The sequence below is a fragment of the Plantactinospora solaniradicis genome (assembly GCF_042658085.1).
Classification (GTDB): Bacteria; Actinomycetota; Actinomycetes; order Mycobacteriales; family Micromonosporaceae; genus Plantactinospora; species Plantactinospora solaniradicis.
The window spans coordinates 40,987-62,615 of the sequence record NZ_JBHSPR010000050.1; the positions used below are offsets into that span (position 1 = coordinate 40,987).

A 21,629-nucleotide genomic window follows, 5' to 3' on the forward strand; every position below is an offset into this window, starting at 1 on the left:
CATGGCAATCTTCCTCACCGAGAAGAGCAGGGTGCTGGTCCAGGGCATCACCGGCATCGAAGGCACCCGGCACACCCGGCGGATGGTCGCCGCCGGAACGAACATCGTCGCCGGAGTCACGCCGGGCAAGGGCGGCCAAGACGTCGACGGCATCCCGGTGTTCAACAGCGCCGCCGAGGCGGTCAAGGCGACCGGCGCCGACACCTCGGTGGTCTTCGTGCCGCCCCGGTTCGCCAAGGCCGCGGTGATCGAGGCGATCGACGCCGAGTTGAGCCTGGCCGTGGTACTGACCGAAGGCATCCCGGTGCACGACACCGCGGCGTTCTGGGCGTACGCCCAGGACGCCGGCAACGCGACCCGGATCATCGGGCCGAACTGCCCCGGCCTGATCAGCCCCGGCCAGTCCAACGCGGGCATCATCCCGGCCGACATCACCAAGCGAGGGCGGATCGGTCTGGTCAGCAAGAGCGGCACCCTGACGTACCAGATGATGTACGAGCTGCGCGACTTCGGCTTCTCCACCTGCGTCGGCATCGGCGGCGACCCGATCGTCGGCACCACCCACATCGACTGTCTACAGGCGTTCCAGGACGACGCCGAGACCGACGCGATCGTGATGATCGGCGAGATCGGCGGGGACGCGGAGGAACGCGCCGCGGAGTACATCAAGGCCCACATCAGCAAGCCGGTGGTCGGCTACGTGGCCGGCTTCACCGCACCCGAGGGCAAGACGATGGGGCATGCCGGCGCGATCGTCTCCGGATCGTCCGGAACCGCGTCCGCCAAGCAGGAGGCCCTGGAGGCGGTCGGAGTCAGGGTCGGCAGGACGCCGTCCGAGGCCGCCGCACTGATGCGCGAGACGTTACTGGCGCGCTGACCGACGGCGAGCCGTCGGGTGGCCCGGTCGTTCCGGCCGGGTCACCCGGTACCCGCCGTACCCGAGGTCAGCGCCGGTCCGGGCGGAGTCCGACACCTCCGCCCGGACCCCGCGCTCGACTAAACCTCCGGCCACGGCCCGGTCCCGCCCACGGCGGCCCCGCCGGGCCAGCGGCGGGCACTCCCGGTCACGCCGGCAGCCCGGACCCCGGTCACGCCGGCAGCTCGGACCTGTCCCGCCGCAGCAGGCGGTGTGCGCCGGCGTACACGTTCATCGACGAGCCCCGCAGGAAACCGATCAGGGTGAGTCCGGCGTCGGCCGCCAGATCCGCGGCGAGCGAGGACGGTGCGGAGACCGCGGCGAGCGCCGGGATGCCGGCCATCACCGCCTTCTGCACCAACTCGAACGAGGCCCGCCCGCTGACCATCAGCACGGTGTCGCGCACCGGCAGCCGCCCGTCGCGCAACGCCCAGCCGACGACCTTGTCGACAGCGTTGTGCCGGCCGACGTCCTCACGCAGGCAGTGCAGCCGCCCGGCGGCGGAGAAGAGTCCCGCGGCGTGCAGGCCGCCCGTGCGGTCGAAGACCCGCTGCGCGGTGCGTAGCGTGTCGGGCAGGGTGCTGACCACCTCGGGGTCGAGCCGGATCGGATCGTCCCGCACCGACCACGCCGCGACGGTACGCACCGCGTCCAGGCTCGCCTTGCCGCAGAGCCCGCACGACGAGGTGGTGTAGAAGTTGCGCTCCAGCGACGGGTCCGGTGGCGCCACTCCGGCGGACAGGACCACGTCGACCACGTTGTACGTGTTGACCCCGTCCGCCGTGGCGCCCGCGCAGTACCGGATACCGGCGATATCCCGGGCACGCCGCACCACGCCCTCGCTGACCAGGAACCCGGCCGCCAGGTCGAAGTCGTCGCCCGGGGTCCGCATCGTCACCACCAGGGGCCGTCCGTTCACCCGGATCTCCAGCGGTTCCTCGGCCGCCAGGGTGTCGACCGGCTCGCTGGCCACCCCGTCGACGATCCGCACCACCCGGCGCCGACTCGTCACCCGTCCCATCCCGCCACCACCAATCCTCGTTGCCCGACGCCTGGCTAGAGCCGGTCGGCCCGAAGCGTCGACGGCAGCCGCACCACGGCCAACCCGGGCTGGCGCATCCAGCGGGTCAACGCCGCGCCGAGCAGGCCGAGACAGCCGGCCACCACGAACGGCACGACGGAGTCCGGGGTCGTCACCACCAGCCCCGCGAGCACGATCCCGACCGACCCGCCGACCGCCTTTCCGGTGTACACGATCCCGTAGTTCGGCACGGTCGCGTCGTCGCCGAACCAGTCCCGTACCAGACTGACCAGCAGCGAGTAGCCGGCCCCGGTGCCGGCGCCGGCCAGTGCGGCGAAGCACACCACGGCGGCCGGATGGTTCTCGTTCGTCGCGGCGGCGAGCAGGCCGAACTGGGCCACCCCACCGACCAGCAGGGAGAGGCCCAGGGTCCCGCGCCGGCCGATCCGGTCGGCGACCGAGCTGGTCACCGCCCGCCCGATCCCGTTCGAGGCGGCCAGCGCGCTCATCGCGGCGACCAGGGTCAACGCCGGCAGTCCCTGGGTGTACGCGGTCCCGGCGAGGTAGGCGATGTCGAACAGTGCCATGGCCGCGGTGAGCACCACGACCACGAACATCATCGGCAGCATGCCGCTGCGCACCGCCGCCAGCGGCGGATAGGGCCGGGCGGCGGGACGGTTGTGCGGGATGCTCCGGTTGAGTCGCCGGTCGACGGCCCAACGTTGCGGGTCGATCTGCGCCGGCCACCAGTTCCTCGGCGGCTTGCGCATCAGCAGCCCGCAGATCGCCACCACGCCGAAGACGGTCACCGCGGCACCGTCCAGCACGGCCGTCCGGTTCGCCGGATCGAGGGTGTAGCCGGCGACGACGACGAACGGGATCGCGCCGTAGCCGAACGCGGCGCTCACCATCGCCACCCGGGAGGCGAGCCGCTCGGGGAACCATTCGGTGACCGTGGCGATACAGGTCATGTAGACCAGGCCGGCGCCGATGCCGCCCAGCACCGAGTAGCCCAGCAGGACGGTGACCAGCTCACCGCTGTGCGCCAGGGTGACCAGCGCGGTCAGGCAGCAGGCCGCGCCGACGAGCATCGGTACGGCGAGCCGTACCCGCAGCCGTTGGTAGAGCCACCCGCCCAGCGGCGAGCTGGCCGCCTGGGCGACCACCCAGAGCCCGAGTACGCCGAACGCCTGCCACAGGCTCCACCCGTTCGCCTCGACGAGGGTTGGCAGGGCCGCGCCGAAGCCGTACTGGAACAGGCTGATCGCCAGCATCGCGGCCCAGGGCAACCCGACCATCCACGATCGCGATCGCCCCAACAGGGCCCGGTCGCTCTCGCCGACCCGGTAGCGGCGGCCGTAGAGGTCGCTGACCTCGCGTACCGTCGTGTCGTTGCTGGAGTCCGTCATCTGGTGCCTCCAACTGCCCATCGTATACAGTATGTGGGATGCATATTCTCCACCATGGGACGGGCGACTGTCCAGGTCGAGACGACGACTGGGAGTGGACATGAGCGTGCTGGACGACTGGACCCGACAGGCGATCGACGAACTCGGTCTCGATCCGGCGGTACTCGACCAGCGGCTGATCCTGGACGTCGCCCGGGAGGTGGCGCACGGGGTCACCCGGCCGGCGGCGCCGCTCGGCACCTTCCTGCTCGGCGTGGTCGTCGGCCGGGGCGCCACCCTCGCCGAAGCCGCGGACCAACTGACCAGACTCGCCCACCAGTGGCCCGGGCGGGGTTCCGGGCAGTGAACGCCACCGGCTGGCACCAGGCCCGGCGGTGCGCCCGGGAGGCGGGCAGTCCGCTCCCCCCGGTCGACGTACCACTCTCCGAGGCGGTCGGCTCCGCGCTCGCGGAACCGCTCGTCGCGCTCTCCCCACTGCCGGCGTACGACGCCGCCGCCATGGACGGGTACGCCGTCGCGGGCACCGGCCCGTGGCGGATCGTCGGGCGGATCCTGGCCGGCGACCCGGATCCACCCTCGCCACTGGTGCCCGGGAACGCGATGGAGATCGGCACAGGGGCTCTGGTACCGGCCGGCGCCGACGCCGTGCTGCCGTACGAGCGGGCCACCCGGGCGGGCCGTACGGTGACCGGCGAGTTCTCCCCCGGCCGGCACGTACGCCGACGGGGCGAGGACTGCCCGGCCGGCCAGGAGGTGCTGCCCGCCGGCACCGTCGTCAACCCCGTCGTGCTCGGGCTGGCCGCCAGTCTCGGACACGACACGCTGACAGTGCACCGGCGTCCCCGGGTCGGCATGGTGGTCACCGGAGCCGAACTGCGCAGCACCGGGATTCCCACGGCGGGACAGGTCCGGGACGCCATCGGGCCGATGCTGCCCGGTCTGGTCCGGGCCGCCGGTGCCGAGCTGGCCTGGGAGACCCGGGTCACCGACGACTCCGCCGCGCTGGTCGACGCGTTGCTGCGCCCGGACGTCGACGTACTGGTGGTCTGTGGGGCCACCTCGGCGGGTGCCGCCGACCATCTGCGCGGCGCCCTCGACACGCTGGCCGCGCGGGTGCCGGTCCGGGGCGTCGCCTGCCGGCCCGGTCATCCGCAGCTCTTCGCGGTGCTGCCGGACGGCCGGTTCGTCGTCGGCCTGCCCGGGAACCCGTACGCGGCGCTGGTCGCCGCGCTGACCCTGCTCGCCCCGTTAATCGGCCGGTTGGCCGGGCGGGTCGAGCCGCCGGTGCTGACCGCCACGCTAACGGGACCGGTGGCACCGCACGATCGGGACACCCGGCTGGTGCCGGTGGCCCGGGTCGGGTCGGTGGCCCTGCCCGTCGGGCACGACCGTCCCGGTTCGCTCTGGGGCGCCGCCGGGGCGGACGCGCTCGCGATCGTGCCGCCGGGCTGGGCCGGTGCCGAGATCGAACTGCTTCCGCTACCCGCCGCCGAGAGCACCGTCCCGCCCCGACGGGTCCAGCCAGTCGGCGGCGAGCGTCTCCGCGACCTTCTCGACCAGCTCGGCGGCGCGGTCGAGACAGGCCGCCGGATCCGGTTCGAGGTCGGTGAGCGGATACGCCGCCCGGATGCCGGCCTTCCGTAGTTCGTCCGGGCCGACGCTGACCTGACCGGCGACGGCGACCGTCGGTACGCCAGCATCCGCCGCCGCCGTGGCCACCCCGACCGGTGCCTTGCCGTGCAGGCTCTGCGCGTCCAGCGATCCCTCGCCGGTGACCACCAGGTCGGCGTCGGCCAACGCCTCCGGAAAGCCCAGCAGGTCAAGCAGTAGTTCGATGCCTGACCGGAAACGCGCCCCGAGGAAGCCGAGCGCGGCGAACCCGACCCCACCGGCCGCACCGGACCCGGGCCACCGGCTGACGCCAAGGCCCGGAGCGGACCCGGTCGCTCCGGGCAGGTCCGCCGCTCGGATCGCCGCCTCGGCGAGCTCGGCCCAGCGGGTCAGGCCCGCCTCCAGCACCGCGACGTCGTCGTCGGTCGCACCCTTCTGCGGGCCGTACACGGTGGCGGCACCGGTCGGGCCGAGCAGCGGGTTGTTCACGTCGCCAGCCACCACGAAGCGAGTACGCCGGACCGCCGGATGCAACCCGGTCAGGTCCACCCGGTGCAGGTGGCGCAGCGCCGCACCGCCGGGCGGCAGCTCGGCACCCCGCTCGTCGAGCAGGCGTACGCCCAGCGCGCCGACCAGCCCGGCCCCGCCGTCGGTACTCGCGCTGCCGCCGAGTCCGAGCACCACCTCCGCGCAGCCGTGTTCGAGGGCCGCCCGGATCACCTCACCCGCGCCGTGGCTGCTGGCGTGCCGCGGATCGGGTACCCCGTCCGGCAGTCGGCGCAGGCCGCAGGCGTCCGCCAGCTCGACCACCGCCACGCCGTCGGCGTAGCCGAACGCGGTCCGGACCGGGATACCGGTCGGCCCGGTCACGTCGACCGGTATCCGCCGAAAGCCGGCCGAGACCGCCGCGTCGAGGGTGCCGTCCCCACCGTCGGCGACCGGAAAACCGCGTACCTCGATGTCGGGTACGGCCCGACGCAGCCCGGCGGTCAGGTGCCGGACGACCTCGGTGGCGGTCAGGCTGCCCTTGAACTTGTCGGGCGCCAGCAACACGCGGCGGATCCGCGCGGCAGCCTCGCGGCCGGTCAACCCGAGGACCGGCCGGAAAGTTGTTCGACCAGCTTCAGCAGTGCGCTGTGGTCGAGGCCGCCGTCGCCCTGCGCCTTCAGCGCGGCAATCAACTGCGCGACCGCCGACCCGAGCGGGATGACCACGCCGGCCTCCCTGGCCGCAGAGGTGACGATGCCCATGTCCTTGTGGTGCAGGTCGATCCGGAAACCGGGCTCGAAGCGCCGGGCCAGCATCCCGGCCGCCTTGCGGTCCAGGATCCGGTTGCCGGCCAGGCCGCCGGCCAGCACCCGGACCGCTGCCTCGGTGTCCACCCCGTACGCTTCCAGGAAGACGATCGCCTCGGCGACGAGTTCGATGGTGCCGGCCACGATGAGCTGGTTGGCTGCCTTCACCGTCTGGCCGGCGCCGTGCGGGCCGACGTGTACCACGGTCGCGCCGACCACCTCCAGTATCGACCGCGCCGCCTCGAAGTCCTCGGCGTCGCCACCGACCATGATGGAGAGGTTGCCCTCGATAGCGCCGGCCTCGCCGCCGCTGACCGGGGCGTCCAGCACCCGTACCCCCAGGATCCGTGCCGCCTCGGCGACCTCACGTGAGGTCTTGGGCGAGATGCTGCTCGTGTCGATGTAGAGCTGCCCGGGGCGGGCGTTGGCCAGGATGCCGTCGTCGCCGAGGGCGACCGCCTCGACGTCGGCCGAGTCGCGGACCATCGTGACGATGATGTCCGTCTTCTGCACCACCTCGGCGATGCCGGTCGCGGCCTGGCCACCGGCCTGGGCGAGTACGGCGATCCGGGCCGGGCTGACGTCGTAGCCGATGACGTCGTGCCCGGCCTTGACCAGGTTGACTGCCATCGGACCGCCCATGATGCCGAGGCCGATGAAACCGATGCTGGTCATGTCAGCGTTCTCCTTCGCTGGTCTGGTCGGCGTCGGCGGCCCGGTGGCCCCGGGGCAGCCAGTCGAAGCTGTGTTCGCTCGGCCCGCTCGGGACGTACTCCAGTCCGACCCAGCCGCGATAGCCGGCCTGCACGAGCTGGTGGAGGTGGCCGTCGAGGTCGATCTCGCCGGTACCCGGTTCGTGCCGCCCCGGTGCGTCGGCGATCTGTACGTGCCCGATCCGGTCGGCGTGCTCCGCGATGACCTTGGTCAGGTCGTCGCCGTTCACGGTCAGGTGGTAGAGATCGGCCAGGAACGCCAGGTTCCGCACCTCGCGTTCGGTCCGCACCCGGTCCAGCACCGCGACGACGTCGGCGGCGGTGCGCAACAGATACGGCTGCGGCCCGCTCACCGCCTCGACCAGCACCGTGCCGCCGATCCGGGCCATCGCCGTCGCCGCGAAGGCCAGGTTCGCCACCGCCGTCTCCTCCTGGGTACCCAGGGGGACGTCGGCGACCCGGTTGCCGTACAGGGCGTTGAAGGACCGGCATCCGGTGGCGGCGCCGATCACCGCGACCAGTTCGACGTTCTCCCGGAACTCGGCGGAGTGTGCCGGCCAGGACACCACCCCCCGGTCGCCGCCGGGCATGTCCCCGGCGAAGAAGTTGAGGCCGACGAGTTGGACGCCGGCATCGTGGATGGCCTCGATGAAGGCCTCCACGTGTGACGCCCGCGGCACTGCCGCGGCGAACGGCCACCAGAACTCGACCGCGTCGAATCCGGCCGCCTTCGCCGCCGCCGGCCGCTCCAGCAGGGGCAGGTCGGCGAACAGGATCGAGCAGTTCACGTCGAAGCGGAGGCGATGTGCGGGCACGGGCCCTCCCTAAGCAGCTAACGATCCTTCGTATCTACAGAATTCTGTATGCAGTATGGAACAGAGTCAAGGCATGGCGGCGCCGATCCGTACCACACCGAGAACGGCGACGTGGCCCCGCGCGTTCAGCGCGAGGCCACGAATGAACCTGGGTGACCGGTGCCTCAGCCCGTCAGCAGCCGGGTCGCGGCCAGGGCGAGCGGATCCAACGCCTCTGGCTCGGACTCGACCCGCCGCATCAGCTCGGCCCGCATCCGGGGATCCCAGAACGCCCGGATGTGGTCGGCGATCGCCGCCGCCGCCGCATCCGGCGCCTGGTGCCGAAACTGGACGGCGATGTCGTTGGCCATCCTGACCTGTGGAGACATCGCTCAGTCCGCCATCGCCGGCAGCAACGCCTCGGCGGAGCCCACCTCCGCCGACCTCGGCGGGTTCTTGAGACCAACCTGGACCGCCGTCACCTTGTACTCCGGGCAGTTGGTCGCCCAGTCGGAGTTCTCCGTGGTGACGACGTTCGCGCCGGTCACCGGGTGGTGGAAGGTGGTGTAGACCACGCCGACCGGCATCCGGTCGGCGAGAACCGCGCGCAGCGAGGTGGCACCGACCCGGCTGGTCAGGGTGACCTCGTCACCGTCGTTGATGCCCCGGACCTCCGCGTCGTGCGGATGGATCTCGAGTACGTCCTCCGGGTGCCAGGCCACGTTCGCGGTACGCCGGGTCTGCGCCCCGACGTTGTACTGGCTGAGGATCCGGCCGGTGGTCAGGATCAGCGGGTACTTCCGGGTGCTGCGCTCCCGGGTCGGCACGAACGGGGTCTGCACGAACCGGCCCTTGCCCCGGACGAAGCCGTCCATGTGCATGATCGGCGTGCCCTCCGGAGCGTTCTCGTTGCAGGGCCACTGCACACTGCCGAGCTTGTCGAGCTTGGCGAAGGAGACCCCGGAGAACGTCGGCGTGAGCGCGGCGATCTCGTCCATGATCTCGCTCGGGTCGTCGTACCGCATCGGGTAGCCCATCGCCTGCGCGATCTCCGCGACGATCTGCCACTCGTGCTTGCCGGTCTTCGGCGCCATCACCGGCCGGACCCGGTTGATCCGGCGCTCGGCGTTGGTGAACGTGCCGTCCTTCTCCAGGAAGGAGGTGCCGGGCAGGAACACGTGGGCGAACTTCGCCGTCTCGTTGAGGAACAGGTCCTGCACCACGAGCAGTTCCAGCGCCGCCAGCGCGGCGTGCACGTGCTTGGTGTTCGGGTCGGACTGGGCAATGTCCTCGCCCTGCACGTAGAGTGCCCGGAAGCTGCCCTCGACGGCGGCGTCGAACATGTTCGGGATGCGCAGACCCGGCTCGGCCTGCAACGTGCTCCCCCACATGTTCTCGAACACCCCCCGGACGACGTCGTCGGAGACGTGCCGGTAGCCGGGGAGTTCGTGCGGGAAGGAGCCCATGTCACAGGAGCCCTGCACGTTGTTCTGCCCACGCAGCGGGTTGACGCCGACGCCCTCCCGGCCGATGTTGCCGGTCGCCATGGCCAGGTTCGCCATCCCCATCACCATGGTCGAGCCCTGGCTGTGCTCGGTGACGCCGAGACCGTAGTAGATCGCGCCGTTGCCGCCGGTGGCGTACAGCCGGGCGGCCTGCCGCAGCTCCTCGGCCGGTACGCCGGTGAGTTCCTCGACCGCCTCCGGGCTGTTCTCCGGACGGGCGATGAACTCCGCCCAGCCGTCGAAGTCCTCACACCGCTGCGCCACGAAGTCCCGGTCGACCAGCCCCTCGGTGAGTACGACGTGCGCCATCGCGTTGACCACGGCCACGTTGGTGCCGGGCGCGAGTTGCAGGTGGTGCGCCGCCTCGATGTGCGGCGAACGGACCAGGTCGATCCGGCGCGGGTCGATCACGATCAGTTTGGCGCCCTCGCGCAGCCGGCGCTTCATCCGGGAGGCGAACACCGGGTGCCCGTCGGTCGGGTTCGCACCGATCACCATGATCACGTCGGACTGGGCCACCGAGCGGAAGTCCTGGGTACCGGCCGAGGTGCCGAAGGTCTGCTTCAGGCCGTACCCGGTCGGCGAGTGGCAGACCCGGGCGCAGGTGTCCACGTTGTTGTTGCCGAACGCGGCCCGGATCATCTTCTGCACCACGTAGACCTCTTCGTTCGTGGTACGCGAGGAGGTGATGCCGCCGATCGCGCCGGTCCCGTGCCGGGCCTGGATGTCGCGCAGCCTGGCGGCCGTGTACGAGATCACGGTGTCCCAGTCGACCGGACGCCACTCGTCGGTGATCTTCTCCCGGATCATCGGGGTGAGCACCCGGTCCGGGTGGGTGGCGTAGCCGAACGCGAACCGGCCCTTGACGCAGGAGTGCCCCTCGTTGGCGCCGCCGTCCTTGTAGGGCACCATTCGGACCAGCTCGGCACCGCGCAGCTCGGCCTTGAACGAGCAGCCGACCCCGCAGTAGGCACAGGTGGTGATCACGCTACGGCTCGGCATGCCGAGCTGGACCACCGACTTCTCCTGCAACGTCGCCGTCGGGCAGGCCTGTACGCAGGCACCACAGGAGACGCACTCGGAACTCATGAAGTCGGTCCCACCGGCGGAGACCTTCGAGCCGAAGCCACGGCCCTCGATGGTCAACGCGAAGGTGCCCTGGACCTCGCCACACGCCCGCACGCAGCGGGAGCAGGCGATGCACTTGGATGCCTCGAAGTCGAAGTACGGATTGCTGGAGTCGGTCTTCTCGTCGAGGTGGTTGGCGCCGTCGTAGCCGTACCGGACCTGCCGGAGGCCGACGGCGCCGGACATGTCCTGCAACTCGCAGTCGCCGTTGGCGGAACAGGTGAGGCAGTCCAGCGGATGATCGGAGATGTACAGCTCCATCACGCCCTGGCGGAGCTTCTCCAGCTTGGGTGTCTGGGTGCTCACCTTCATCCCTGGGGCGACCGGGGTGGTGCAGGAGGCCGGGGTCCCCCGCCGGCCGTCGATCTCCACGAGGCAGAGTCGGCACGAGCCGAACGCCTCCAGGCTGTCGGTGGCGCAGAGCTTCGGGATGTCGATCCCGCTCAGCGCCGCCGCACGCATCACCGAGGTGCCCTCGGGCACGGTGACCGGCAGGCCGTCCACCTCGACCGTCACGGTCGCCGGTCCGGCCTTGGCGGGAGTGCCGAGGTCGGGTTCCTTGAGCAGGCTCATGATGTGGCCTCCTTCTATCGGCCGGCGGGCTTCACGTCACGAGCGGTGAAGTCGTCGGCGAAGTGCAGCAACGCGCTGCGTACGGGCATCGGAGTCAGGCCGCCCATCGCACACAGCGACCCCTCGGTCATCAGCTCGCAGAGATCGCCCAGCAGAGCCAGGTTCCCGTCCGGGTCCTGCCCGGCGACGATCTTGTCGATCACCTCCACGCCCCGCACCGCGCCGACGCGGCAGGGCGTGCACTTGCCACAGGACTCCTCCGCACAGAACTCCATCGCGAATCTCGCCATCGCCGCCATGTCCACGCTGTCGTCGAAGACCACGATGCCGCCATGGCCCAGCATCGCGCCGGCGGCGGCGAACGCCTCGTACTCCATCGGCAGGTCCAGGCCGGTCGCCGGGAGGTACGCCCCGAGCGGGCCGCCGACCTGCACCGCGCGGACGGGCCGCCCGGTACGCGTACCGCCGCCGTAGGTGTGGATCAGCTCGTGCAGTGTCATGCCGAACGCGGTCTCGAAGATGCCGCCCCGGGCGACGTTGCCGGCCAACTGGAACACCTGGGTGCCGCGCGACCGCTCGACGCCGAGCGCCTGGTACGCCGCCGCGCCGTCGGCGAGGATCGCCGGAACCGAGGCCAGCGTCAACACGTTGTTCACCACGGTCGGCTTGCCGAACAGGCCGGTGATCGCCGGGATGGGTGGCTTCGCGCGGACCATGCCGCGCTTGCCCTCCAGGCTCTCCAGCATCGCGGTTTCCTCGCCGCAGATGTACGCGCCCGCGCCGACCCGGACGAACAGGTCGAACCGCAGCCCGGAGCCGAGGACGTCCTCGCCCAGCCAGCCCTGCTCGCGGGCCACGGCGATGGCCTCGCGCACGGTACGCACCGCGTCCGGATACTCCGAACGGATGTAGACGTAGCCCTCGGTCGCGCCGACCGCGTACGCGGCGATCGTCATCCCCTCGATGAGGGTGAACGGGTCGCCCTCCATCAGCATCCGGTCCGCGAACGTCCCGCTGTCGCCCTCGTCGGCGTTGCAGCAGACGAACTTCAGCGGGCCCGGGGTGTCGGCCACGGTCTTCCACTTGATTCCGGCCGGGAAGCCCGCGCCGCCTCGACCACGCAGTCCGGACTCGGTGACCTCGGCGACCACGTCCGCCATGGGCAGACCCAGCGCGCGGCGCAATCCGGTCAGCCCGCCGTGCGCGACGTAGTCCTCGGGCGAGAGCGGATCGGTCACGCCGACCCGGGCGAAACAGAGCCGGGTCTGGTTCCGCAGCCACGGCAGCTCCGCCACCACACCCTGGCACAGTTCGTGGTCGGCACCGTCGAAAAGTCCGGCCGCGACGAGGTCACCGACCGCCTCGGGCTCGACCGGCCCGTACCCGATCCGTCCGCGCTCGGTGACCACCTCCACCAGCGGTTCCAGCCAGAGCATGCCGTGCGAACCGTTCCGGACCACCTGGATCGGCCGGCCGATCTTCGTCGCCGCCAGCTCCAGCTCGGCGGCGACCAGGTCGGCACCGACGGAGAGCGCGGCGGAATCCCGGGGTACGTAGATCGTCGTCACCGGCGCTGCCATCAGCTCACCGCTTCCGTGAGAAGGGTGTCCAGCCGGGCCGGACTGAGTCGTCCCTGCACCCGCTCGTTGATCTGGCCGGCCGGGCCGAGCGCGCAGTTGCCCAGGCAGAACACCTGCTCCAACGTCACCGAACCGTCCGGGGTGGTCTGACCGACCTTGATTCCCAGCACCTGTTCGGCGTGCGCGACCAGCCGTTCCGCGCCCACCGACTGGCAGGCCTCGGCCCGGCAGAGTTTCAGCACGGTCCGGCCGGCGGGCTCGGACCGGAAGTCTGTGTAGAAGGTGACCACGCCGTGCACGTCGGCGCGGGAGATGTTCAGCTCGGCCGCCAGCACCGGTACGACGTCGGAGTCGACGTAGCCGAACTCGGTCTGGATGCGGTGCAGGATCGGCAGTAGCGCACCGCGATCGCCGCGATGCGCCGCGACCAGTGCACGCACCCGATCCGTTACCGACGTGCCAGGACTGACCACGACAATCCCACCTCCGCTCCACGCCGATCGATCAGGCTCCACCCTACTGCGCGTTGGATACGGTATGCAATATCGATAGCTCCAATTGATCAATAGGCGCCCTCTATCAAGGTGTGGGGCGACGGCGCCGCCGACGTACCGTGCGTACCCACCGTTCGGCGTGGGCGTGGGCGTTGGCTCGGCCAGGAACTGCGTCCAGGTCGGCCCGCTGCGCCGCGGTGCGGGATCCAGCCCGGCCCGTGTGAGGATCTTCCATACGGTGCTGGCTGCGATCCGGTAGCCGAGGCCGACCAGCTCGCCCTGGATCCGCCGGCAGCCCCAGGTCGGGTTCTCCTGGGCCAGCCGCAGCACCAGCAGGCGTAACCCTGCTGACCTGGCAGGCCCTGCGTGGGCAACCCCTCCTCCGCCCCGACCTGACAACGCTCTCAATGTTCGGTCTACTGGTGCTGCTCACCGCGACCACGTCTCGCGGCTCCTGACCCGGCTTGGCTGCACCACCCGGACCGAGGCGGCCCCAGCCAGGGCACCGGCCGCAGGAATCCGCCGGACGGAAGATCCGCCGGACGCGGCCCGGGGATCGGCGCCCGCCAAGGTGACCGCGCTCAGGCCGGCGTACATCGTCGTCATCTGACAGATGTCTCGGCGGCTCGTCGCGCAGAGACTTCGAGCATCTTCACTTCCACCCCTTTCCGCGTGATCGTGCGCGCGATCGCGCCTGCCGGAGGTCTGCCATGCCGACGACACATCGACCGTACGCCCCGCCGGGTTGGCCCAGGGGGCCGGCTGCGACGGTACGGCCGAGGCGTATCCGGAAGCCACTGATGTTGGTCACCCTGCTCGTCATGACTCTGGTCGCCACGACCGCGACGGTCGGTTTCGGCCCCGCCGCCCCGGCCTATGCCAACGACTACTACAACAGCATCGAATCTGCCGCGGAGGCCAACCGGAACTGGATGTCCCGGGTATCGGACGACGCCAGCCTGGCCGATCTGTCGGTTCCCGGCACCCACGACACGCTCTCGCTGTGCGGATTGTCGGCCAGTGGAAACGGCGACGACTGCGAGTTCAGCTCGACCGAGAACACGCAGACGCAGGAGCCCCACGGGTACAGCGCGGAGACCCTGGCCGTGCAACTGGACGCCGGTATCCGGTCGATCGACATCCGGGTCCGGGTGGACGAAAGTGACGCCGCCGGCCTGACCTTCACCGTCCACCACGGCGTTTACTACCAGCACGCCAACTTCACCGACGTACTGACGAAGACCGAAGCCTTCCTCCGGGCGAACCCGACCGAGACGGTACTGCTGAACCTCAAGGCCGAGTGCGAGGGCGGACTGACGAGCTGTTCCGACGCGGCGGGCTACAACACCACCGAGTGGCGGCGGAAGGTCTTCGATTCCTACCTCACCGGCCGGGTGTACACCGGCGATAACGACGAGACGATGTCGGGCCGGGCCTGGCGGAACCTGTTCTGGGCGGACTCGGTCGACGGAAACCGGCAGGCCAGCACACCAGACCTCGGCGCCGTACGCGGAAAGATCGTCCTGCTCGGGTTCCGCGGACCGTTCGGCGGCATCTACCCCGGCTACGGGATCGGTCAGCTCTACCCGGGAGAGGGCTCCTTCAACCACTACGTCCAGGACGAATACGGGGTAGGCACGATCACCCACATCAGCGACAAGTGGGAGAAGGTCCGGACGCATCTCCGGAGGACCAACGGGGTGTGGGACGCCAACCGGGGAGAGCAGACCAGCCACGACCACGAGCCCGACTCGCTGTATATGAACTTCACCAGCGGCACGGGTGGCGGGGTACGGCCCTACACCGTGGCCGGCGGCACCCCGACGGCGACCGGGGTCAACCAGTTCCTCATCCAGTGCCTGCGCGACAGCGACGGCCGGTGCCCGGAGTTCTATCCGGACCGTGCGGACAACTTCGGCGGCCGGGAGACCATGGACCGGCTCGGCATCGTGATGATGGACTTCCCGGGCGGGAAGCTCATCGACGAGATCCTCGCCCGGAACCCACGTGGCCAGGCCGGCGGCAGCCTCAACGGGGGCGCCGGCGACCCGATGGAGGAGCATCCCGGCGGCGACAACGGCGGCACCCGGCCGGCGGTGCCGGGCGACCACGCGCAGTGCCGCCCGGACGGGATGATCCCGACCGCCGGCACCGCCACCCCGTACTGCCGGGTCTATCAGGGCGACGGCCGGGAGTGGCTCGGCCAGGGCCGGGACCGGCGGGTCATCGGCTACTTCAACGGCAGCCGTACCGGCGCGGACGACGAGCCGTACTACCTGGTGAAGAACATGCCATGGTCCCGGCTGACGCACATCAACTACGCCTTCGCCTGGATCGACGGGAACCGGATCTCGGTCGGCGCGGACGGTCCGGACAACCCGGCGACCGGGATGACCTGGACCGTACCCGGCGCCGAGATGGACCAGAGCCTGCCGTACCGGGGGCACTTCAATCTGCTGACCAAGTACAAGCGACTGCATCCCCGGGTGAAGACGCTGATCTCGGTGGGCGGCTGGGCGCAGAGCCGCGGCTTCTACAGCATGACCACCAACACCGACGGCAGCACCAACCAGGCCGGGATCAACACCTTCGCCGACTCGGTGGTCGAGTTCCTCGCCCGGTACGGCTTCGACGGTGTCGACATCGACTTCGAGTACCCGACCGTGCTGGACGACACCGGCAACCCGAACGACTGGGACACCGCCCGGTCCCGGCGCAAGGGGTTGCCGACGTCGTACACGGCGTTGATGAAGACGCTGCGGGAGAAGCTGGACCGCGCCGCCGCCAGCAGCGGCCGCTACTACCTGCTCACCTCCGCGTCGTCGGGCTCCGGCTACCTGGTCCGGGGCATGGAGAACCACAAGGCGCTGCGCTACCAGGACTTCGCCAACCTGATGGCGTACGACTACCACGGTTCCTGGAACGAGGTGGTCGGCCCCAACGCGGCCCTGTACGACGACGGCAAGGACCCGGAGCTGAGCGAGCTGTACTCCACCCCGGAGTACCAGAAGATCGGTTTCTTCAACACCGACTGGGCGTTCCAATACCTGCGTGGCGCGTTGCAGGCCGGGCGGATCAACATAGGCATCCCGTACTACACCCGGGGCTGGCGCAACGTCAGCGGTGGCAGCAACGGCCTGTGGGGCAGCTCCGTCGGCAGCAACTGCCCGCCGGGCACCGGACTGGTCCGGCCCTGCGGCAACGGCGCGGTCGGCATCGACAACATCTGGCACGACCTCGGCCCGGACGGCCGGGAGATCGGCGCCGGGGTCAACCCGATGTGGCACGCCAAGAACCTGGAGTACGACCTCACCCCCCGGTACGCCAAGGCGGTCGGCCTGACCCCGGACACCGACCCGAACGACCGGCGCACCGGCAGCTACGACCGGCACTGGGACGCGACCACCCGCACCGCGTCGCTGTGGAACCCGGAGAAGAAGACCTATCTCTCCATCCAGGACACCGGGAGCCTGGACCAGATCGTGGACTACGTCAACCGCAAGGGTGCGGGTGGCGTGATGATGTGGGAGCTCTCCGGCGACTACGAGTGTCCGGCCGAGCCGACCGGCGCGAATCCTTGCGTGATGGGCCACACCCTGACCCGCCGGCTGCACGAACGGCTCCAGGGCGCCGGGGCGTACGGCGACAACCGCAGCGCCGACAGTTCGGTGCAGCGACCGGCGGCGGCTGTCGACGTGACCGTCGACCTGGTGCGGTACCCGACCGAGACGGCAAGCCTGTGGCCACTGACCCCGACCGTACGGATCAGCAACAACACCGGGGTCACCATCGGCGGCGGCAGGGACAACGTCATCTCGTTCGACCTGCCGACCTCCACGCCCGCGCTGATCAAGGACAGCAACTGGCAGACCAGCGCCCAGGGTGGCCGATGGCAGGTGCAGGCCGGACACACCGGCCCGAATGCCGGCACCGGACTGTCCGGCGCCTTCCACCGGGTCAGTTACGCGCTGGACTACTGCCAGATAATCCCGGCCGGGCAGAGCCTGGACCTTCCGATCGTCTACTACATCCCGGCCACCGGACCGGTGAACACCACGGTCAAGCTCGGCAGCACCACGTACGCCTCGGTGCCGGAGCAGAACCGGGGGGCCGCGAAGACGACCCCGGCGGCCGGTGGCTGCTCGGCACCGGCCTGGGACGCCGGGAAGGTCTACAACCCGGCGAGCCAGGCGGTCCAGGACGTCACCGTGAAGTACGGGGGGAAGGTCTGGCAGGCCAAGTGGTGGACCCAGGGCAACGCGCCCGGCACCGGGGCCAACCCCGACCAGGAGCCCTGGCGGCTCATCGGTCCGGCCAGCTAGCACGGTAGTCGAGGGGGGATGCCCGTCCGGGCCCATCGGGTCCGGACGGGCGCCCGTCAGCGGTCGGCGGCGACGCTGTCCGGCTCCGAACTGAACACGGCACCCGCGATCTCCACCCGGCTGCGCATGCCGAGCTTCGCCAGGATCCGCGAGATGTGGGTCTGGGCCGTCCGACGGGTGAGGAACATGTTCTGCGCGATATCCGGCGTCGACCGACCGGCCGCGACCAGCAGTGCGATCTTCCGTTCGGTCGGGGTCAGCGCCTCCCAGCCATGTCCGGCGCGCTTGGCCCGGGCACCCCGTACGCCGCGCCGTAACCCGTACCCGCGCAGCCGCGCGACGGCCCGACGGATGTCCCAGGTCGCCCCGAACCCGCTGTAGAGGTCGATCGCCTCGTCCAGGGCGGTACGCGCCTGCGCGATCTCGGACCGTTGGGCGAGGACGGCAGCGAGATCCTCCAACGCCCCGGCGAGTTCCACCGGCACCCCGTTGTCCCGGTAGTGGGCCACCGCCGAGCGCAGCGGCGCCGGGTCGGCGTGGTACAGGCCACGACATCGGTCGGCCGACGCGGCGGCCCGGGCCGGCACCTGCTCCGCTGCCGCCTCGGCCAGGCAGGCGCGTACCCCGGCCTCCGCCGCCGACCGGTCGTCCACCGCCAGGGCGAGCCGGACGAGTCCGGGCAACCACTGGTGGGTCAGGGTCATCTCGCCGGGTCGGCGCTCGAGGAACCCGCCGAGCCGGTCCAGAGCCTTGCGGAGGTCGCCCTCCTGCTCGGCGGCGAGTGACCGCGCCACGAGAAGGAAGTCGGTGCTCTCCCGATCGGCGACGGTGACCACGGGGCGGTCGAATCCCGCCCGGAGATGCGCGGCGGCCCGGGCCCGCTCACCGCGACGGGTGGCGATGAGCGCGGCCACACCATGCCAGAGCCATCCCGGTCCGCCTTCCCGTAACCCACGATAGGTCGACGCCGAGGTGTTCTGCTCGGCCGCGTTGAGCTCCGCCTGGGCGTCGTCCCATCGCCCCAGCCAGAACATCAGCACCGCAGCGGTTACTCCGGAGGTGGTGTCGTCGGCGCGGTTGGCCGTACGCAGGAAATCCCTCGCGTCGCGCAGGGCCGCCTCGGCGTCCGACCACCGGCTCAGGTTCTGCAGCGAGAAGATCCGTCCGTGCAGGGCGAACGCCCGCAGGTCGACGTGGTCGGCGACGGTGCCCAACGCCTCGATCGCCCGATCCACGCTGCCCAGGGCGAGCCGATGCTGTCGCCGTACGGAGTGACTGATCCAGAGATGCGTCAGCGCGTACGCCGTCGCGAACGCGTCCCCGGCTGCCTCTCCGGTCCGCAGCGCCTCCCGCGCGGTGGCGTCCGCCGTGTCCACGTCGCCGCAGCCCGCCCGCTGGAACATCGCCAGCGAGCCGAGCAGCCGTGCCCGCCACGCGTCGGGCAGGTCGCTCGAGCCGAGTGCCCGATGCAGGGTTGCCACCGCCGCGTCGTTGTGACCGCCGCTGAACAATGCGCGGGCGAGCATCCACCAGAGGTGGCCACGGTCGCCCGGATCGATGGCGGCCTCCAGTGCCTGCCGGGCCTGTACCGCGGCGACCTCGTGCTCGCCGGTGGCGATCAGGACCTGGGCCAGGGTCATGCCGAGCGAGGCCCGCTCGTGCTCATCGCTCGGGTCGTGGTCCAGCTCCCGGCGCAGCAGTTCGGCCGCGAGGTTCGGCGCCCGGTTTGCCAGCACCGGGCCGGCGTCGGTCAGCCAGCGCCGCGCCCAGCGGTTCCCCACCACGCCGGAGGCCAGCAGGTGCTGGGCCACCCGCTGCGGCTCGACGCTGGCGGCCTCCAGTGCCCGCGCCACGTCCAGGTGCAGTGCCGCGCGCAGTGCCGCCGGCATGCCGTCATAGAGGGCCTGCCGGATCAGCGGGTGCCGGAACCGCATCCGCCGGCCGGCCTCGACCAGGATCCCCGCCGCCACCGCCTCCTGCAGATCGGCCGAGAAGTCGATCGCCGGCCGGCCGAGCAGCGTCGCGAGTTCGGTGACCGCGAACTCCCCACCGAACAGCGCCGCCGCCCGCATCAGCTCGACGGTGCCGGCCGGGACGAAGCTCAGCCGGCTGTCCAGCGCCGCGGCCAGCGACCTCGGCACCATGCCCGGCCCCGGGTCGCGTACCTCGGCCTCCGCGCCGATGTCCACCAAGTCCTCCCGGACCAGTGACTCGATCAGTTCCCGCAGGTACAGCGGGTTACCCATCGCCTGGGCCGCCAGCTTGACCAACCCGGCCCCAGGTGGCGCGCCGACCAGCTCGGTGAGGAGGCTACGGACGGCCTCCGGGTCGAACGGCCCGAGCGGGATCCGGATCACGTCCCGCCGGCGTGCAACGTCGCGCAGTCGCCGCACGGCCGTCCGGTGTGTGCCGGGACGGTACGACAGGACCAGCAGCAGCGGCAGGTGCGCCGCAGCCGAGGCCAGCCTGCGGCACACGTCGAGGGACGCGTCGTCGGCCCACTGCACGTCGTCGACGATCAGCATCATCGGGTCCACGGTGCACAACTCGTCCACCAGAGCGACGACCATCTCGACGGCCGCCGCGTAGGTTGCGTCGGCGAGGTCGAGGGCGGGACGCCGGGCGCTCAGGAACGCCGCGATCTGCGCCCGGCGCGGGTCGGACGAGCGCGGCCCGATCTCCAGGCAGTCGAGCAGCACGCCGAGGGGCGGCGGGTGGACCAGCTGGTCGGCGACACCCCGCGACACCTGGCAGCCGAGCTCCTCGCCGAGCCGGGCACCGGCCGCCACCAGCGACGACTTGCCGATTCCCGGCTCGCCTTCGATCCAGACCACTGCGCCGGCGCCGGCACACAGGCGGCTGACCGCGTCCCGTAACACCGCGATCTCGGCCACGCGCCCTACCCAGAACGCCGGAGGCTCAGCGGAAATTGGCATGACCTTTCAGGTATGGCAACGGATGCGTCTATCAATGGTCCCGATGGTCGTGAGCACCAACCGCCGAGCCGGTGGCCGGCCCGCAGAGGGACTCACCTCGGCGAGCCCGGTAGCCGGTGACCATTCGGTTGGCCTGCAAGCCGACCTCCATCCATTGGGCACGGGTCGGTGACAATGCCGATTCGCTAGTCAAGTTTGGAGCCGGCAGACCGCGGTGTCCTCGGAGCCGGGTGCCGTACGCGGTGGGTCTCTGGGCCTGGACAGTTCGCTGATCCCTCTCCCGGGAGGAGGGCGCGCCGACACCGTGGGAGGAGCCATCACCGCTGATGGTGCGGTCACAGATCCCCGAGCCGAGGTATCCGGGCAGATACTGATGCACCAGCTCCCGCTCCCAGCCTGCTCCATCCTCGGCCGCCCCGAGCCGAGGCGGCGAACCCGACAGCTGCGCGGACGCGCGCACACCCTTCGGGCGAGCCGACAGATCGAACGAATTCTATGGGGTGGGCGACAGGCCGGAGTTGCTGACCTATGGTCAACCGTCCGCACAGCCACCGAGCAGGGCGGACTCGCAGAGGCCGACGCGATCTAGTCCGTACCCGTCGCTGCCGACCGGGTGGGGCTATCCACGCAGCCGGTCAGCGCGGTGCTCCGGCGAGCAGCCGGCGTGCCTCGCCCGCTCCGATGTCGGTGCGCGCGCCGCAGAGCGGGTTGGTGCAGTAGAGCACGTGCTTCGTCCGGACCCGGAACAGCGGTACGAAGAAGAGGCTGAACCGGGTGATCTCGCGCACCAGCAGCATGCTGCCGGACTGCCCGCAGACCCGGCAGTCCATCGGGACCAGCCCCAGCCGCTCCGACTTGGTGCGCAGACCGAAGATCAGAAACATGCGGTACCCCTGTTCGCCTGGATCGCGTCCGGCGTGGTCCGCCGGACTCTTCCACGGTGATACCCCGATGCCAGCCGGCTCAGCCCCGGGCGGCGATCCAGATGGCTCGGACCCGCCCCAGCTCGATGCCGTCCGGCCGCACAGGGTGCTGCGCACGAGGGCCTTGCGACCCCTCGGTCGAGGCAAGGGCGTACGCACCACGCATCGGGCGCCGGGGCAGGCAGCCGGACCAGCCGTACGGCGATCCGTCCCAGCACGTACGGCCGGGCCGGCGCCGATGACCGCCACAGAGGTCTCCCCCACCCGCGCCTGGGACGTGGCGACCATGTCCCGAACCCCACAGCCCCACGACCTCAACAGGGACCGCCGAGCCAACATCGTCGCCGCATGTCGGCGCCGCGTGAAAACTGACCCCGTGGTTCCGGTTGAATTTTGACCCCCTCCGGAA

14 protein-coding genes and 1 pseudogene are annotated in these 21,629 nt (G+C 70.9%); 4 read left to right on the plus strand and 11 right to left on the minus strand.

Going from position 1 to position 21,629, the window contains the following annotated elements; genetic code table 11:
* Position 1: 1 nt before the first annotated feature.
* A complete protein-coding gene (sucD, locus tag ACFP2T_RS36525; protein WP_377430178.1) occupies positions 2 to 877 on the plus strand; it encodes a succinate--CoA ligase subunit alpha in 876 nt (291 codons plus the stop codon).
* 211 nt (positions 878 to 1,088) lie between these two features.
* On the opposite strand, the gene fdhD is transcribed toward sucD, so the two are convergent.
* On the minus strand, positions 1,089 to 1,937 hold the full coding sequence (gene fdhD / locus ACFP2T_RS36530; protein WP_377430142.1) for a formate dehydrogenase accessory sulfurtransferase FdhD: 849 nt from the start codon (positions 1,935 to 1,937) through the stop codon (positions 1,089 to 1,091).
* A gap of 35 nt (positions 1,938 to 1,972) precedes the next feature.
* Complete coding sequence (locus ACFP2T_RS36535; protein WP_377430144.1) at positions 1,973 to 3,346, minus strand: OFA family MFS transporter; 1,374 nt, start codon at positions 3,344 to 3,346, stop codon at positions 1,973 to 1,975.
* A gap of 100 nt (positions 3,347 to 3,446) precedes the next feature.
* Here ACFP2T_RS36535 and ACFP2T_RS36540 point away from each other — a divergent pair, with 100 nt between their 5' ends.
* Positions 3,447 to 3,692, plus strand: a complete 246-nt coding sequence (locus tag ACFP2T_RS36540) for a DUF6457 domain-containing protein (RefSeq protein ID WP_377430147.1) — start codon at positions 3,447 to 3,449, stop codon at positions 3,690 to 3,692.
* A pseudogene (locus tag ACFP2T_RS36545) lies at positions 3,689 to 4,588 on the plus strand (molybdopterin molybdotransferase MoeA); the annotation flags it as partial. The gene ACFP2T_RS36540 and the pseudogene ACFP2T_RS36545, both read left to right, overlap by 4 nt.
* A gap of 237 nt (positions 4,589 to 4,825) precedes the next feature.
* Here the strand turns inward: ACFP2T_RS36545 and ACFP2T_RS36550 are convergent.
* The 7 genes from ACFP2T_RS36550 to ACFP2T_RS36580 all read right to left on the minus strand — a co-directional run bounded on the left by ACFP2T_RS36550 (position 4,826) and on the right by ACFP2T_RS36580 (position 13,018).
* Positions 4,826 to 6,010 (minus strand): glycerate kinase, encoded by a 1,185-nt coding sequence (locus ACFP2T_RS36550; RefSeq protein ID WP_377430149.1) that lies wholly within the window; start codon positions 6,008 to 6,010, stop codon positions 4,826 to 4,828.
* Between the two features lie 32 nt (positions 6,011 to 6,042).
* Positions 6,043 to 6,927 (minus strand): 2-hydroxy-3-oxopropionate reductase, encoded by an 885-nt coding sequence (locus ACFP2T_RS36555; RefSeq protein WP_377430152.1) that lies wholly within the window; start codon positions 6,925 to 6,927, stop codon positions 6,043 to 6,045.
* Position 6,928: 1 nt separating this feature from the next.
* Positions 6,929 to 7,780, minus strand: a complete 852-nt coding sequence (locus tag ACFP2T_RS36560) for a hydroxypyruvate isomerase family protein (protein WP_377430154.1) — start codon at positions 7,778 to 7,780, stop codon at positions 6,929 to 6,931.
* A 164-nt stretch (positions 7,781 to 7,944) separates the two neighbouring features.
* A complete protein-coding gene (locus ACFP2T_RS36565) occupies positions 7,945 to 8,148 on the minus strand; it encodes a formate dehydrogenase subunit delta (RefSeq protein ID WP_377430156.1) in 204 nt (67 codons plus the stop codon).
* Positions 8,149 to 8,151: 3 nt separating this feature from the next.
* Positions 8,152 to 10,965 (minus strand): formate dehydrogenase subunit alpha, encoded by a 2,814-nt coding sequence (gene fdhF / locus ACFP2T_RS36570; protein ID WP_377430159.1) that lies wholly within the window; start codon positions 10,963 to 10,965, stop codon positions 8,152 to 8,154.
* A 14-nt stretch (positions 10,966 to 10,979) separates the two neighbouring features.
* Positions 10,980 to 12,545 carry a formate dehydrogenase beta subunit gene (locus ACFP2T_RS36575; RefSeq protein ID WP_377430162.1) on the minus strand — a complete coding sequence of 522 codons (1,566 nt, stop codon included), beginning with the start codon at positions 12,543 to 12,545 and terminating at the stop codon, positions 10,980 to 10,982.
* The gene (locus tag ACFP2T_RS36580) at positions 12,545 to 13,018 is read right to left on the minus strand and encodes a formate dehydrogenase subunit gamma (RefSeq protein ID WP_377430164.1); all 474 of its coding nucleotides are present in this window, start codon (positions 13,016 to 13,018) and stop codon (positions 12,545 to 12,547) included. The genes ACFP2T_RS36575 and ACFP2T_RS36580 overlap by 1 nt, the downstream gene beginning before the upstream one ends.
* Before the next feature lie 842 nt (positions 13,019 to 13,860).
* On the opposite strand from ACFP2T_RS36580, the gene ACFP2T_RS36585 reads away from it, so the two are divergent.
* Positions 13,861 to 17,361 (plus strand): phosphatidylinositol-specific phospholipase C domain-containing protein, encoded by a 3,501-nt coding sequence (locus ACFP2T_RS36585; protein WP_377430167.1) that lies wholly within the window; start codon positions 13,861 to 13,863, stop codon positions 17,359 to 17,361.
* Positions 17,362 to 17,417: 56 nt separating this feature from the next.
* Here the strand turns inward: ACFP2T_RS36585 and ACFP2T_RS36590 are convergent, their stop codons facing one another.
* Complete coding sequence (locus ACFP2T_RS36590) at positions 17,418 to 20,255, minus strand: ATP-binding protein (protein ID WP_377430170.1); 2,838 nt, start codon at positions 20,253 to 20,255, stop codon at positions 17,418 to 17,420.
* 677 nt (positions 20,256 to 20,932) lie between these two features.
* Entirely contained in the window at positions 20,933 to 21,181 is a 249-nt protein-coding gene (locus ACFP2T_RS36595; protein WP_377430173.1) for a zinc ribbon domain-containing protein, read from the minus strand.
* Positions 21,182 to 21,629: the final 448 nt, after the last annotated feature.

Excerpts from the sequence above, each read along its gene's own strand:
- sucD (WP_377430178.1), top strand. The coding sequence starts at position 2 with ATGGCAATCTTCCTCACCGAGAAGAGCAGGGTGCTGGTCCAGGGCATC.
- fdhD (WP_377430142.1), bottom strand. The coding sequence starts at position 1,937 with ATGGGACGGGTGACGAGTCGGCGCCGGGTGGTGCGGATCGTCGACGGG.
- ACFP2T_RS36535 (WP_377430144.1), bottom strand. The coding sequence starts at position 3,346 with ATGACGGACTCCAGCAACGACACGACGGTACGCGAGGTCAGCGACCTC.
- ACFP2T_RS36540 (WP_377430147.1), top strand. The coding sequence starts at position 3,447 with ATGAGCGTGCTGGACGACTGGACCCGACAGGCGATCGACGAACTCGGT.
- ACFP2T_RS36555 (WP_377430152.1), bottom strand. The coding sequence starts at position 6,927 with ATGACCAGCATCGGTTTCATCGGCCTCGGCATCATGGGCGGTCCGATG.
- ACFP2T_RS36565 (WP_377430156.1), bottom strand. The coding sequence starts at position 8,148 with ATGTCTCCACAGGTCAGGATGGCCAACGACATCGCCGTCCAGTTTCGG.
- fdhF (WP_377430159.1), bottom strand. The coding sequence starts at position 10,965 with ATGAGCCTGCTCAAGGAACCCGACCTCGGCACTCCCGCCAAGGCCGGA.
- ACFP2T_RS36575 (WP_377430162.1), bottom strand. The coding sequence starts at position 12,545 with ATGGCAGCGCCGGTGACGACGATCTACGTACCCCGGGATTCCGCCGCG.
- ACFP2T_RS36585 (WP_377430167.1), top strand. The coding sequence starts at position 13,861 with ATGACTCTGGTCGCCACGACCGCGACGGTCGGTTTCGGCCCCGCCGCC.
- ACFP2T_RS36595 (WP_377430173.1), bottom strand. The coding sequence starts at position 21,181 with ATGTTTCTGATCTTCGGTCTGCGCACCAAGTCGGAGCGGCTGGGGCTG.